Annotated in this window: 16 protein-coding genes and 1 tRNA gene; 10 read left to right on the forward strand and 7 right to left on the reverse strand. The window is 44.4% G+C overall.

Going from position 1 to position 12,770, the window contains the following annotated elements; all coding sequences use genetic code 11:
• Positions 1-151 precede the first annotated feature (151 nt).
• Both ACVW2L_RS13265 and ACVW2L_RS13270 read left to right on the forward strand, forming a co-directional pair.
• On the forward strand, positions 152-1,042 hold the full coding sequence (locus ACVW2L_RS13265; RefSeq protein ID WP_457128451.1) for a helix-turn-helix domain-containing protein: 891 nt from the start codon (positions 152-154) through the stop codon (positions 1,040-1,042).
• A gap of 60 nt (positions 1,043-1,102) precedes the next feature.
• The gene (locus tag ACVW2L_RS13270; protein WP_457128452.1) at positions 1,103-1,720 is read left to right on the forward strand and encodes a YdeI/OmpD-associated family protein; all 618 of its coding nucleotides are present in this window, start codon (positions 1,103-1,105) and stop codon (positions 1,718-1,720) included.
• Positions 1,721-1,771: 51 nt separating this feature from the next.
• On the opposite strand, the gene ACVW2L_RS13275 is transcribed toward ACVW2L_RS13270, so the two are convergent.
• Positions 1,772-3,169: an acetylxylan esterase gene (locus ACVW2L_RS13275; RefSeq protein ID WP_457128453.1), complete on the reverse strand. Its 1,398-nt coding sequence runs from the start codon at positions 3,167-3,169 to the stop codon at positions 1,772-1,774.
• Positions 3,170-3,551: 382 nt separating this feature from the next.
• On the opposite strand from ACVW2L_RS13275, the gene ACVW2L_RS13280 reads away from it, so the two are divergent.
• The 4 genes from ACVW2L_RS13280 to ACVW2L_RS13295 all read left to right on the forward strand — a co-directional run bounded on the left by ACVW2L_RS13280 (position 3,552) and on the right by ACVW2L_RS13295 (position 5,426).
• Positions 3,552-3,800 carry a hypothetical protein gene (locus ACVW2L_RS13280; protein ID WP_457128454.1) on the forward strand — a complete coding sequence of 83 codons (249 nt, stop codon included), beginning with the start codon at positions 3,552-3,554 and terminating at the stop codon, positions 3,798-3,800.
• Positions 3,800-4,090 carry a DUF6597 domain-containing transcriptional factor gene (locus ACVW2L_RS13285; RefSeq protein WP_457128455.1) on the forward strand — a complete coding sequence of 97 codons (291 nt, stop codon included), beginning with the start codon at positions 3,800-3,802 and terminating at the stop codon, positions 4,088-4,090. Before ACVW2L_RS13280 ends, ACVW2L_RS13285 begins: the two co-directional genes overlap by 1 nt.
• Positions 4,091-4,277: 187 nt before the next feature.
• On the forward strand, positions 4,278-4,616 hold the full coding sequence (locus tag ACVW2L_RS13290; RefSeq protein ID WP_457130200.1) for a helix-turn-helix domain-containing protein: 339 nt from the start codon (positions 4,278-4,280) through the stop codon (positions 4,614-4,616).
• A 24-nt stretch (positions 4,617-4,640) separates the two neighbouring features.
• The gene (locus ACVW2L_RS13295) at positions 4,641-5,426 is read left to right on the forward strand and encodes an FAD-dependent monooxygenase (RefSeq protein ID WP_457128456.1); all 786 of its coding nucleotides are present in this window, start codon (positions 4,641-4,643) and stop codon (positions 5,424-5,426) included.
• 339 nt (positions 5,427-5,765) lie between these two features.
• On the opposite strand, the gene ACVW2L_RS13300 is transcribed toward ACVW2L_RS13295, so the two are convergent.
• The 4 genes from ACVW2L_RS13300 to ACVW2L_RS13315 all read right to left on the reverse strand — a co-directional run bounded on the left by ACVW2L_RS13300 (position 5,766) and on the right by ACVW2L_RS13315 (position 6,955).
• Positions 5,766-5,839 (reverse strand) — tRNA-Asn (locus ACVW2L_RS13300).
• Between the two features lie 171 nt (positions 5,840-6,010).
• Entirely contained in the window at positions 6,011-6,220 is a 210-nt protein-coding gene (locus ACVW2L_RS13305; RefSeq protein WP_457128457.1) for a KTSC domain-containing protein, read from the reverse strand.
• A gap of 6 nt (positions 6,221-6,226) precedes the next feature.
• Positions 6,227-6,421, reverse strand: coding sequence for a hypothetical protein (locus tag ACVW2L_RS13310; RefSeq protein ID WP_457128458.1), 195 nt, complete (start codon positions 6,419-6,421; stop codon positions 6,227-6,229).
• Positions 6,422-6,457: 36 nt separating this feature from the next.
• Positions 6,458-6,955, reverse strand: a complete 498-nt coding sequence (locus tag ACVW2L_RS13315; protein WP_457128459.1) for a DUF421 domain-containing protein — start codon at positions 6,953-6,955, stop codon at positions 6,458-6,460.
• Positions 6,956-7,077: 122 nt separating this feature from the next.
• Here ACVW2L_RS13315 and ACVW2L_RS13320 point away from each other — a divergent pair, with 122 nt between their 5' ends.
• On the forward strand, positions 7,078-8,610 hold the full coding sequence (locus ACVW2L_RS13320) for an FAD-dependent oxidoreductase (protein WP_457128460.1): 1,533 nt from the start codon (positions 7,078-7,080) through the stop codon (positions 8,608-8,610).
• Between the two features lie 84 nt (positions 8,611-8,694).
• Positions 8,695-9,669 carry an SDR family oxidoreductase gene (locus ACVW2L_RS13325; protein WP_457128461.1) on the forward strand — a complete coding sequence of 325 codons (975 nt, stop codon included), beginning with the start codon at positions 8,695-8,697 and terminating at the stop codon, positions 9,667-9,669.
• Positions 9,670-9,678: 9 nt separating this feature from the next.
• Here the strand turns inward: ACVW2L_RS13325 and ACVW2L_RS13330 are convergent, their stop codons facing one another.
• Entirely contained in the window at positions 9,679-10,056 is a 378-nt protein-coding gene (locus tag ACVW2L_RS13330; RefSeq protein WP_457128462.1) for a hypothetical protein, read from the reverse strand.
• A gap of 99 nt (positions 10,057-10,155) precedes the next feature.
• Between ACVW2L_RS13330 and ACVW2L_RS13335 the strand changes: the two genes are divergently transcribed.
• The gene (locus ACVW2L_RS13335; RefSeq protein WP_457128463.1) at positions 10,156-10,497 is read left to right on the forward strand and encodes a HopJ type III effector protein; all 342 of its coding nucleotides are present in this window, start codon (positions 10,156-10,158) and stop codon (positions 10,495-10,497) included.
• Between the two features lie 87 nt (positions 10,498-10,584).
• Positions 10,585-10,920, forward strand: a complete 336-nt coding sequence (locus ACVW2L_RS13340; RefSeq protein ID WP_457128464.1) for a hypothetical protein — start codon at positions 10,585-10,587, stop codon at positions 10,918-10,920.
• On the opposite strand, the gene ACVW2L_RS13345 is transcribed toward ACVW2L_RS13340, so the two are convergent.
• Positions 10,905-12,542, reverse strand: a complete 1,638-nt coding sequence (locus ACVW2L_RS13345; RefSeq protein WP_457128465.1) for a PAS domain S-box protein — start codon at positions 12,540-12,542, stop codon at positions 10,905-10,907. The genes ACVW2L_RS13340 and ACVW2L_RS13345 overlap by 16 nt on opposite strands.
• Between the last annotated feature and the right edge of the window lie 228 nt (positions 12,543-12,770).

Raw genomic sequence — 12,770 nt, forward strand, 5'->3', positions numbered from 1 at the left:
TAAGATCGGTATAAAGATTGATGAAATGCTTTTATGGCGGCTAAAAGTCGTGCCATGACGGTTTGCTATGCCTCTTTGTTGTATAATGTTAAAAAGGGCCGGCTCACACCGGCTCTCTGCCAATACAAATTCTTTTCATTATTTTAGACTCGTGGCGCCACCAAGATCGAAGCTTCCTTATTATACCGATATCAATGAATTCCTGGCTTCTATTCCATGGCCGGACAGGACGACAGACCCGGATTTTTATTGCCTGCGTTTAAAATCGTTGAAGGAGGTGGTGCAGGTGTATAGGCCACCCTTTAAAAGGTCTTTTTACTTTTTCGCGTTATTTTTTAATTCGGGCAAGATCGAAGTGAACTATGGCGACCGGACGATGCAGGATGCCGATTCTTACCTGGTTTTTCATTCACCTAATTTGGTTTATAGTTTCGCGCATAATAATGCTTTGGAGGGTTATGTCATTTATTTTAAACCCGCGTGTTTCGCTTTCTTTAAACCCGACTTTAATGAGGAGTTTCCTTTGTTTGATATTTTGAACACTAATTTGTTCAAGTTCGGGAAGGCGACTTTTGAGAGTTTGGCGCCGCATTTTGAAGAGGTTTTTACAGCCTACGAACGCTCGGACAAAAGCAAGCACATGGAAGCCCGAGTAAAGTTGCTGGGGCTGCTGTATCATTTGCATAGTTCGTCGTTAGTGGCACCGGCAGTTAACAAAGTGAGCAGCCAGCAAGGCCTGCTGCGTAATTATCTGCGACTGATAGACCATCATTATATCGATCAGCGAACGGTTGGGGAATACGCAGCCATGCTGTCGGTTTCCGCTAATTATCTTTCCCAGGCGGTAAAACAAGCCTCTGGTAAAAATGCCTTGAGCTTCATCGTGGCACGCGTTGCTGCCGAGGCCAGGTCGCTGATACTTTATACAGACCTCCAGATAGCAGAAATTGCTTACCAGCTTAATTTTTCTGACGCAGCTAACTTTAGCAAATTCTTTAAAAAACATACCGGTCAAACCCCATCTCAGCTCCGCAACCTATAAAATTCACCAGTATCTCCATGTTTTAGACCATTTTTTTTTGATAGTGATCCCTTTCTTTGTATGATGAACCAAGACGCCGCCATAGACGCTTATATAGCTAATGCTGCCGAATTTGCCAAGCCCATCCTTGCGCACTGGCGCCGGCTCATCCGGGAAAATTGCCCTGATGCAGAAGAAGCCATTAAATGGAGTTTCCCGCATTTTGACTACAAAGGCGACCATATGTGTATGATGGCTGCTTACAGCAAGCATTGCTCATTCTCCTTTTTAAAAGCGGAACTCATGACCGACCCGCGCCTGCGCGCCGATAAGGACCTGAAACCTATTCAACGTTTTTTTGGAAAAATTAACAAACTGGAGCAATTACCGCCGGATGACGAATTCATTGCCATGATTAAAGAAGCCATGGCGCTGAATGAAAGCGGTGTAAAAATCAAACGGGAAAAACCGGTATCAGATAAGCCCAAGGTATTGGAAACTCCGGATTACCTAACGGCGGCGCTTGATGCCGTGCCAGCCGCAAAAGAGGTCTTTGAAAGTAAATCTAATTCCTTCCGTAAAGATTACATCATTTGGATCACTGATGCAAAAACTGAAGAAACACGTCAAAAAAGGATCAGCGAAGCACTGGAATGGATAGCCGAAGGTAAAGGCCGTTTCTGGAAGCACCAAAAATAATTAACCAACGGCCCGATAAACCGCTTTAGTTAAGGTAAGTATTTTTTATACCTAAAACATCCCAAAAACGTCCATTATCCAATCACTTAAATAACTAAATATTGTTTGCGGCACCTCATGGGCCAGGTTAGGATAAACAAAAAGTTTGTTTTTGTTGGTGAGGCTATTCACCATCACAAATGAATTTTGGGGCGGCGCAAGATTATCGAGCAAGCTTATACCCATTAATGAGTTGCATTTTAAATTGGATGCAAAGTTTTTAAGATCATAATAATCCAGATTGGTTAATATTTTATTTAACGGGATATGGCGCTGAACGCTATATTCCTCTATATTCTTCATCGGCCACTCTTTACTTCCTATCATTGAACGGAAATCTGAAAAATTAGGATTAAAAGCGGAGCATATTTTTATGCGTCTATCAATACTTGAAGAAGCAATAGATAAATACCCTCCCATGCTTGCACCGGAACATACTATGTTTTCTTCGTCCAAATCCGAACGGGAGGTAATAAAGTCTACTCCACGAATCACATCCATTATAGCGCCGCGAAAAATACACTTGTATCTGTTTTCTAAGTCAGTTGTAAGATACCCCTCTTTGGACGGGTTGATCTTATCTCGGGAATTTCCTTGTCCGCGCACATTAAGTACCAAAACGGCAAGATCTTTTGAGCCATAAATAGGTTTCAAGCCATACCCCCCGTATCCGGGCACCACCAGCCAAACAGGAAGTTTATGGTTTGGCTTATTGTTTTTACTCATAGTAAGCCAACCCCTGATAGTCACATTATTCCATGATTTCAATTCTACCAGGTAACAGGCAATACCTTTAATCTCCATCTCAGGTTGCAAGGTAATCATGGGCGACATAGGTATCAGTTCAAGAGAGTCCATCGCATTTTGCCAAAATCGTTCAAAGTCTGTAGGTTTGGGTACTTGCGATTTTACGTTCTTAACGTCAACCCCCACTACGCGCCTTAGTGTATCATCATATTCCGTAACATTGATAAGCAGGTTAACCTTATAAAAACCGGCAGGCTGCGAGGGTATGCTTAACGTTATAGCCTTAGTATCTTTCTTTTTCAAGCTAATCTCAACCAATCCTTGATTAAGTACTTTGTCTTGCATAGACATAATCGTATAGCCCACGGTACCCGCTTGAGCTTGCGGAAGATTGTTCTTTACATCAATATTGTATGTAATTTTCTCTCCCTTATTAAATAATGCGTCCTTTTTTGACGGACTTACACGGAACACAATATCATCCTCTGCATTATTTTGAGCAACGCTGCTAACAGGGCTTACTGCAAGTATTAGCCATATTATAAAAAGAAAAGGACTGATGCGCAGCGGTATTAGCACGGCTAAGAGTGTGTTATAATAATGTTGTGATAAATGAGAACGCTGCCATCGGAAAGGTATTCCGCTGTTGTGAGTCGCTTTCATGACATTGGTTTAAAGTGAATTACTAATATACTAAATATTTTCAACCGCTCTACTTTAAAACACGACAAATGAATAGGCAAATTTGCAACGATTTTAAATATACATAACGCTTTGCCATGGCCGCCGGTTGTACTATCAGTGTACAAACATGGCTATTTACTTACCCAATAGAACCTTGTAAAACAAAAAGAGCCTTTAAGTTTGAACTTAAAGGCTCTAAGAGCTGCTCCTGAGGCTGGGCTCGAACCAGCGACCCTCTGATTAACAGCGAGAGCCTAAATCTGCATAATGGTTTTCCAGCGGACCGGCCGAAGACCGCCGGGCATGAAATCGGGCAATGCCCGAAAATGGAAGCGTTTAAAAAACTAATTTAGCCGCTATTATGACGGAGACGTTTATTCTTCCTGTTGATTACCAGGGAACGGAGCATGAGTTAAAGGCGCGGTTTGAGCGTTACGGCTATACGCACCGGATCGCCGTGTTGATCGATGAAAATACGTTTGTATTTGAGCCTGATGAAGAAGGGAGTTACCGGGTGATGATTACGCCCGAACATCCGGCTATTTCCAAGGTGGTGAGCATCAATTTGCTCCAGACCGTTGCCGAAAAGCTGGCTAAACTAAGCGCCTGATGGAACACAAAGAACTTGATGTGTCTGCAGCGCTTGGCCATAGTATCCGGGAGTTTTGGTACCTGGAGAAAGATTTCGGCCGTTCACCCTCCGTTTTCGAGGTATTGCCGGATGGGCATGCGGAGATCATCTTTCATTTTGGAAGCGGCTGCAGTTTGGTGTTGGATGATCGAATCGAATCCTTGCCTTCCCCTTTTATCGTTGGGCTTTTGGGCAAGCCGGTTTTTTTTTCAGGCACGGGGCCACTTACACGTAATCGGGATCAAGTGTTTTCCGTGGGCAGTCTATGATCTGCTGAATCTCCCCTCGGTTAAAGGCGGGGTGCAGAATTTCACCCACCCTATCGCTTCACTACAAACAGAACTGAAACAGTTGGTTCAGGGTGGAAAAGTTCAAGAAGCGTTGGCCTTAGTACAGGATTGGTTGTTGGCGACCGGTCCTGCAGTATCCCCCGCCTTGATGAAGGCGGGCCGGGCGATGTTAGCTGCAAACGGTTCTTTACCGGTAAGTTCTGTGGCGGAAGCGGCACACGCAACCGTCCGGACACTGGAGCGAAAGTTCAAGGCGTCGTCCGGCCATACAATCAAAGATATTTCAGGACTGATTCGTTTTGAACAGGCGCGTGACCGTTTATGGGGTGAACCTGGTATAGCTATTGCCGGCTTGGCGCATGAACTGGGTTATGCTGATCAATCACATTTGAACCGGGAGTTCAAACGGTACAGTGGTACAACAGCAGCCGCTTTTGCCAAGCTCACTAAAACGCGGAAAGCGGCCTTTGGCGATGATTTTGTCGCAATTGTTCTATCCTCCTGAGCAGGCAGTGCGCACTTTTGTTCCATGAAAGATCAGAAAGTGTTGATTTCCGGTGCCAGCATCGCTGGTTTGTCTACAGCTTGGTGGCTGAACCATTTGGGTTATAGGGTAACAGTGGTCGAACTGGCGGCTGCGCCCAGAATCGATGGCGCGGCGGTAGATATTAATGTACCGACTGTAGCGATTGCCAAACGCATGGGCTTGTACGAAGAGCTGAAAGCCCACCGGTTGGGTGTTGACCGGATCGAATATAAGAACGCCGCTGATGAAACGGAGGGTACGATCGTACTTGGCGAAAATTCTGGTGATGAAATTGAAATCGAGCGGGACAAATTTGTTAAAGTGATGATGAATGCGCTCCAAAATAAAGTGGATTTTTTGTTCAGTGATAGCGTTACTGCCATGGAGGAAACCGGAGATTGCATGCAGGTTACTTTTAAAAAGAGTGCGCCGCAAAGCTTCGATCTGGTTATTGGCTGCGATGGCTCCCATTCCGGTATCCGGCGGATTTGGTTCGGGCCCGAAGCGGATTATGCGCATTCGCTGGGGGCCTATTTCTCGATCAGTATTGTGCCTAAAGTGCTGGTACCGCAAAGGACGATGCAAACTTTTAGCGTGCCTTATAGGTCAGTCATGCTGAACGCCTATAATCAGAAGACGGACATCATCTTTATGTTCGTTTCCGAAACTGAAATTCCCTATGATTACCGGGATACCGCGCAACAGCGCCGGGTCATCGCGGGCCAATTTGCAGGTGATGGCTGGCGGACGGCCGAATTGCTGGAAGAAATCGGGCAATACCATATTTGAAGGTCAGCGGCGCTTCTGCCGACTGTTCTTCTTTGGGCAGGATATAACGTTTGGCAATAGCTGGGACTTTGCATACCTGGGCCAGAGTCTTTGGGGCGGGGCGGGATTGGTTTGTGCGTTAAGGTGATCCAAATATAGTTGCTGATGTCTTCGAGTAACTCCCGGTTCGGCAACGGCGGCCAACGGGCCTATTAAAGTAGTTCCTAAAGCTGTTATGTTACAATTATCAGCTCTTCGTCCAGTGGATGCTAAATATTGTATAATAGGGATAAGTAAGGTTATTGATTGCTGTAAAACAAAAAGAGCCTTTAAGTTTGAACTTAAAGGCTCTAAGAGCTGCTCCTGAGGCTGGGCTCGAACCAGCGACCCTCTGATTAACAGTCAGATGCTCTAACCGGCTGAGCTACTCAGGAGTGTTTTCCGGTTTGGAGTGTGCAAAAGTAGGATTTAACTGCTAATTACGCAATGGTTTTTTGCATTTTTTTTATTCAACACCAAATGTAAGTCAAAACCCGCTGATTTAGAGAACAGTAATTTTATTTTTAAGGAGTTTACTAGGCAATAAGTTACTATACCCGGTTGCATTATGCACCAATGTCCGCTATCTTCTCAAAAGGGTATTTATCCTTTATAAAAAAACGCAGATAGCGCCCCTTTACCCGCGAAGCCGTTAGTTCTTTGTAGATGGTTTCGGGAACGCCCTTATATACGTATATCTGCCCCGAAACAAAGCTGATCGTAAGCGTTGAGTTCGTTGCATCATAGTCCATTTGCCTGATAACTGTTGAAGGCATAGTAAACTATCGCGCTTTAACCGGTTTCTCTTCCGGATGATCCTTAAAATACTGTCTGGCGCGTTTTAAACCAGTGGCAATGGCAATGCCTTCGTCTCCGCCTTCCTTTAAAATCTCGTTGGCTATCTCTGTCGCCTTTTCCCGCACATGCTCGGGCTGATTTTTGTATGATGGCGGGTAGTCTCCGTTATACCATGGCATAGCTTATCAATTTTAGTGTTAAACAAAATTTTCAATTTACTTCCCTTGTTTTTTTATCGCGCTTATTTCGCCGTTCCGCTCCATATAAACGTGATCGATATTTTCCATATCTTCAGTGAGTGCAGACTTCCTGATGCCCTGCATCACATCTTCGCGACAAACCTGCACCCGTTTTAAATGTGGATCAATAAAATGTCCCCTTTCAAAAAGTAAGATCTTATTACCCTCAACAAAACGGCTAAAGGCTGGATACCGGGCAACCAGCCATCCAAACGCCCTATGCAGAAACGCCACAACCACGCATGTTAGAACAACCGGCACAAAAGGCGATGCACCCACAACTGCGCGGCTCAAAACAGCTCCCATTAAAATACTAATGATATTGTCGAGCGGAGTGCGCAGCCCGAAAGAGCGACGGCCCGAGAGGCGGATAAGTACTAACGCAAGCAAAAATACAGCTGTACCCCTGCAAGTCATTTGCAGGGCATTTAAGTCTTTACCCTCTCCAAAAATCATCACAAAAAAACTGCCCATATTAATCCTTTTTTTAACAATTGCGTTGGTATTTGTAATTAACAATCTAAACAACCTGTGGTTTTAGTTAAATTTTTCAGCTTTTAAGAAAACAACAATCCCCTCAATCAGTTACAATTAGTATGGCACACAGCATTGAAAATAACACTACACGCGATGGGATGAAGCACAGCCCATGGCAAATGGCCGAAGAGGCCGCAATAAGTAAACAGGACGTAGCAAACCAAGTGTACGATTGCCTTATTGTAGGCGGCGGTATTACCGGTTTAACAGCGGGTGTTTTGCTGCTGCAGGCAGGCAAAAAAGTGGCCATTGCAGAAGCGCACAACCTGGGTTTTGGCACCACCGGCGGCACAAGTGCCCATATTAACACTTTTGCCGACACCACCTACCCGGAAGCCCAAAGCGCTTTTGGGCAGGAAGGCGCTCAGCTGTTTGCCGACGCGATAAATGAAGGCGCCGGCATAATAAGGGATTTTGTAAGCAGCCTCGGAATAGATTGCGATCATGAAGAAAAAATGGGCTACTTATATGCCGAAAACGACGATGAAGCAAAACAACTGGCTGATATTTATGATGGCTTTGTACAGGTGGGCGTTGCGGCTAACTATACCGAACATGTACCTACCCATGTGCCTTTCGTTAAAGCATTGGCGATACCCGGGCAGGCGCAGTTTCACCCCATAAAATATTTACTGGCCCTTAAAACAGCCTTTATAGCAGCCGGCGGCCACCTGTTTGAAAATACTTTTATAGAAAAGTTGGAACATGCAGACGGTACACATCTTGCAAAAGCAGCAGACATAGAGATTACCGCCAAACAGGTGATATACGCAACACATACTCCACCGGGCATCACGGTGTTTAGCTTTCGTTGCGCGCCTTACCGCAGCTATGTGTTGGGTGTAAAACTAAAAAGCGGCGATTACCCTGATGCGTTGATATATGATATGCAGGAACCATATCACTATGTACGTACGCACGATATAGATGGGGAACAAATACTGCTTATAGGGGGTAACGATCATAAAACAGGGCATGATGATCCTGAAAAAGCGTTTTCCGACCTGGAAGAATACGCACGTAAATATTATGACGTCTCATCAATAAAATACAAGTGGTCGTCTCAGTATTATATTCCTGCGGATGGATTGCCCTATGTTGGCCAAATGCCATTTATGGCTGATGGTGTGTTCACAGCTACCGGCTTTAACGGTAACGGAATGATGTTAGGCAGTATATCGGCAAAAATACTGGCAGATAAAGTTCTTGGTGTTGAAAACCGGTATGAAGATCTTTTTTCACCATCGCGCCTAAAACCGGTAGACGGCTTTTTAGAGTTTGTTAAAGAAAATGCAGACGTTGCTTATCATTTTGTTGCTGATCGTTTTGGCGTAGACGAAACGGACTCTTTGCAGGGCCTGAAGCCCGGCACCGGCAAGATTGTTAAGCTTGATGGTGAAAAGATGGCTGTTTATCGTGATGAAGCCGGCGCTATACATGCCTTGAGCCCGGTTTGTACCCACGCTGGTTGCATAGTCAATTTTAACGCGGCAGAATGTACCTGGGATTGCCCGTGTCATGGCGGGCGTTACGCTATAAACGGCGAGGTGCTAACAGGCCCGCCTACAAAAGCGCTAACGTCACTTTTGTAAAACGGAGCTATTTATCCAAAATGCAGAACAAGCCATTTCCGGACGGAAATTAAAAGCGCGATAATATTCATGTTAAAAAGCAGAATGAAAACATCAAAAAAACTTTTCAATAAAAGTGTGGTCATTACAGGTGCATCAAGCGGTGCGGGCCGGGCAGCAGCCACAGAATTTGCGCTATGCGGGGCACGGCTAACTTTAGCAGCCAGAAACGAAGTGGTTTTAGAAGAAGTGGCGCAGGAATGCAGGCAGCTGGGCGCCGAGGTACTGGTTGTACCAACAGATGTAAGCGATAGCAAAGCCGTAATAAATTTGGCAAATGCAGCCATCTATTTTTTCGGCCGTATTGATGTGTGGGTAAACAACGCAGGTGTTTTAGCCGCGGGTCCTTTTGACGAAATGCCCATGGCGCTGCATGAGCAGGTTATCCGCACAAATTTATTAGGTTACATGAATGGCGCGCACGCGGTACTGCCCTTCTTTAAAGCGCAAAAAAGCGGAATAATTATCAACAATATCTCTATAGGCGGTTTTGTACCTGTGCCTTACGGCGGCGGTTATACGGCCAGTAAATTTGCCTTGCGCGGTTTTTCACAATCGCTAAAGGGCGAACTGACAGCGTGGCCCGATATACACGTGTGCGACCTCTTTCCGGCGTTTTTAGACACCCCCGGAATTCAGCATGCGGGTAACTATACCGGTAAAGTTTTAAAACCCGCCCCACCTGTTTACGATCCGCGACGTGTAGCGCTGGCAATGATTGATGTAGCTGCCAACCCGCAATCAACGCGGTTTGTGGGCAGCGTTTCTATTGTACTTAAACTTGCGCATACCTTGTTTCCGCAATTAATGGCCAATGCAACCGGCGCAGTGATGCGGCGCTACCTTAACCAGGCCGATGAGATCAGCAAAACCGACGGCAATGTTTTTAATACTGTAGATTATGGCATGTCGCCTTATGGAGGCTTCGGGCTGCCGGGAAAGCCGGGCGCGCATCGTAAATACATAGCCGCAGCAGCATTTGCCGGCGTTATAGCCGGCCTGTGGTTGGTAAAGAAATAAGTGTTTGAGTTATATGGCTTGCTTGCCAACGTCTTCCATAACAAAAATGGCATTCCTATTCAAGTCGTAAAAACCGAACTCATTGGTGCCCCAAGGTGTGTTGGGTATCAAGGCATCATGCTTAACTGTACCCCTTGCTACAAATTCATCAAAAAGAGCTTGAATATGTTTCACATAGATCCTTATTACAGAGCCACCTAACAATGGGTCAGACACTGTGTCGGCGTGCCATTGTAAATGCATGTACAAGCAGTCTCGGCCTAAAACAGCGTACATCTTATCAGAAAAGATGAGGTCAAATCCGGTTTTATCTTTGTACCATATAACGTCCCGTTCAATATCTGCCGACGGCAATACGGGTATAATGCTATTAAATACCGTTTCCATAATGTAGTGGCTTTTATCAAATATAAACTGAATTTAAGACTTTTCAACGTAGTGTTAAGTTGCAGGGCCGCGATCAACATATTCTTTTATTTTTGCCGGATGAAAGAACAACTGCCAACTTTACTCGAGTCCCTAAAATTAAATGCAATGCCTTTTGCTAAGGTTATTGAATTTATAGATACCCATTATATGCACCAGCCAACCGCCTTTAAAAACGGCGATACCTATAATGAAGTTGCCCAAAACCAGGGCAGCGCCCGCGTTTTTGCTTTTGCCAAGCTTAATAATTTGAACGCTGAAGATACCCTTTTACTGTTTGCAGAACACTATCGGGCAGTACTTGATACTCCTACCGGCACAGACCATCAAAACATAAGGCAGTTTATGGTGCATGGCTGGGATGGCGTTGTTTTTGAAGGCGAAGCGTTAGTTACGCGATAAGTTACAGGCGGCAGTAATATGTGGCTTTATTAAGCGTTTAAAAACTTATAATGTTTGTCTTTAATTGCTATTCTTTACCTTGCACTGATGCAGGAATTCTTTAACATCATAAAAGATTGGGTGGTTGACCTGGGCGATAAGCACGGGGTTGACCCCTTGGTTATCTTTTGCCTCTACCTGTGCAGCAAGATCAGTTTATTTACTTGCCTGGGCTGGGCCATCAATAACATCCGCCTAAAAAAACCTTTTATAACGCAGCTACTTGCTGCCGGCGTCAGCTTCTGCATCCCATACACTTACGTTATGATAGTTGGGCGCAATATATCGCCATGGGTGTACGCCATAATAGCAGCGATATTTGTTTTGGGTGTGTATTCTATCTGGAAGAAGATCAGTGTTAAGGTAGATCAACCTTCGCCCTGATTTTGTTGCCCCTGTTCAGGGTACTGCTCAATAACACTGGTAGATTTTTCAATAATCTGCCAAATTATCTTATCCAATTGGTTTGCAGAAACATTCAGGTACTCTACTACTTGCTCTTTGGTACCATCCTCGGGTTCGCTGCTTAACATAGGCAACAGGCCCATTATACTGGCCAGAGGCGCCCTTACCAAATGCGATTGCATCCAGGATATTTCACGGAATACCTTGTTTTGCTCCTCTACAGACCTAAGGTAAAACTTTCTTTCAGTTATATCCCTGCCGGCAATACAGGCGCCGATAACACGCTTACGTTCGCGCACAGGTGTCACGGTGTACCTTATCCAAATGCTTGCGCCGTCTACCCGGAACATGCGATCATAGTCGATCGTTTCGCCTTGGTAAACCCTGTCCATTACTTTTCTAAAATAATCCAGGCGGGATGTTTCCACATAATCAAAAATGCTATCGCCAATCTCAAACGCTTTTTGGTCTTTGTTAAATTCCATGGCTTCCAAGGCCTTTGTGTTATACAATTTAATTGTACCCAGCGAATCCAATAAAACAAAACCGTCTATCGCACTATCAAAGAGCGCTCGCAGGTTAGATTCTGATTCTTTTATCTTTTGGTTATAATTGAATACTTCTACCTGGTGTTCTACCTGCGTGGTAATGTCAGTTGCTTGTACAAGGCGCACCCGGCGGCCATCCAGCTCCAGTAAATTACTTTCAATTTTTACAAGGATGGTATCGCCGCTCTTTTTAATGTGCTGCGATACACCTCCGTAAAATTCGCCGGATAACTTGTTAGTGTCAACTAACTTTGCTGTTCGCTGGACACTTTCCGGATAACGGATATCCATAATAGTCATGGCTGTAAATTCTGCTTTGGAGTAGCCGTAATTTCTGATGGCGGCCTCATTAACCTCAACAAATTTATAGTCGCCGGTATCAAACAGCCACATCGGCAATGGGCTTTTATCAAAAATCTGGCGATAGCGCTCCTGCAACTGGGTTAGGTTAACTATGCTTAACTGTAGTCTTTCAAATATCTTATCAATAAGCAGCAAAATAACTACGCTAACAAAAATAAGATTAACGCTAAAGGCTATCCATTTACCGGTTGTATACTGCTGCGCAAGCGCGGTATTAAAAAGTTTAAAGTCAATAATAAACGCAAAAGCAATTAATATAACCGTGTTAATAATTACCGATGTGTAACCAACCCGTATTGGGAAGATAAGTGCCGACAGGACAGTAACAAAAAACAGGTAAAAAACACCCGGCCCCATATAGCCCAGCGTGTTGATTAAAAAAATTGCCAGTAAATACAACACGGTTAAGGTGAGGACCTTGCGTGTAAGCAGGGTAAATTTGTCAGAAAAAGTAATGATGGCGATTGCCGCAAAACTTGCCAGATCAACAACGGCTATAATTGGGAAGCCGTCTGTTAGCGCCATATAAACTCCGGGCAATAAAGCAATTAAGCTTATTGGCAAGCAATAAAGCAAAAAGTTGCAAAACAACTCGTCTTTCCAGTAACCTAAACCTTGAGTGTTACTGTCAATGCTTGAAGCTAAATTGCGACGGGCTATGGACCGGTACCATTGTAAAACTTGTTTCATGCTAAGGCATTAAAACCAGTCAAAATTTTGATTTTTCAAATCATAGTAATGGCTGTAGGACTGTGCTAACTTAAACAAATCATTTGGTATTTAATGAATAAAAGCGCTTCGTGCGCTCAAATATTAGCACAAATCAACCCGGCGGAAGCATAAAAAGGTAAAATTTAGAAAAATCATCCACAGGATAAGCAGGTTAGCCATTTTTAAGATTAAACATTCTTTAAACAA

The organism is Mucilaginibacter sp. HD30 (assembly GCF_054061755.1).

Coding starts and splice junctions, on each gene's coding strand:
- ACVW2L_RS13345 (WP_457128465.1), bottom strand. CDS start 12,542: ATGAAACAAGTTTTACAATGGTACCGGTCCATAGCCCGTCGCAATTTA.
- ACVW2L_RS13295 (WP_457128456.1), top strand. CDS start 4,641: ATGAAAGATCAGAAAGTGTTGATTTCCGGTGCCAGCATCGCTGGTTTG.
- ACVW2L_RS13325 (WP_457128461.1), top strand. CDS start 8,695: ATGAAAACATCAAAAAAACTTTTCAATAAAAGTGTGGTCATTACAGGT.
- ACVW2L_RS13285 (WP_457128455.1), top strand. CDS start 3,800: ATGGAACACAAAGAACTTGATGTGTCTGCAGCGCTTGGCCATAGTATC.
- ACVW2L_RS13340 (WP_457128464.1), top strand. CDS start 10,585: ATGCAGGAATTCTTTAACATCATAAAAGATTGGGTGGTTGACCTGGGC.
- ACVW2L_RS13310 (WP_457128458.1), bottom strand. CDS start 6,421: ATGCCATGGTATAACGGAGACTACCCGCCATCATACAAAAATCAGCCC.
- ACVW2L_RS13275 (WP_457128453.1), bottom strand. CDS start 3,169: ATGAAAGCGACTCACAACAGCGGAATACCTTTCCGATGGCAGCGTTCT.
- ACVW2L_RS13270 (WP_457128452.1), top strand. CDS start 1,103: ATGATGAACCAAGACGCCGCCATAGACGCTTATATAGCTAATGCTGCC.
- ACVW2L_RS13280 (WP_457128454.1), top strand. CDS start 3,552: ATGACGGAGACGTTTATTCTTCCTGTTGATTACCAGGGAACGGAGCAT.
- ACVW2L_RS13320 (WP_457128460.1), top strand. CDS start 7,078: ATGGCACACAGCATTGAAAATAACACTACACGCGATGGGATGAAGCAC.
- ACVW2L_RS13315 (WP_457128459.1), bottom strand. CDS start 6,955: ATGGGCAGTTTTTTTGTGATGATTTTTGGAGAGGGTAAAGACTTAAAT.
- ACVW2L_RS13335 (WP_457128463.1), top strand. CDS start 10,156: ATGAAAGAACAACTGCCAACTTTACTCGAGTCCCTAAAATTAAATGCA.
- ACVW2L_RS13330 (WP_457128462.1), bottom strand. CDS start 10,056: ATGGAAACGGTATTTAATAGCATTATACCCGTATTGCCGTCGGCAGAT.
- ACVW2L_RS13305 (WP_457128457.1), bottom strand. CDS start 6,220: ATGCCTTCAACAGTTATCAGGCAAATGGACTATGATGCAACGAACTCA.
- ACVW2L_RS13290 (WP_457130200.1), top strand. CDS start 4,278: ATGTTAGCTGCAAACGGTTCTTTACCGGTAAGTTCTGTGGCGGAAGCG.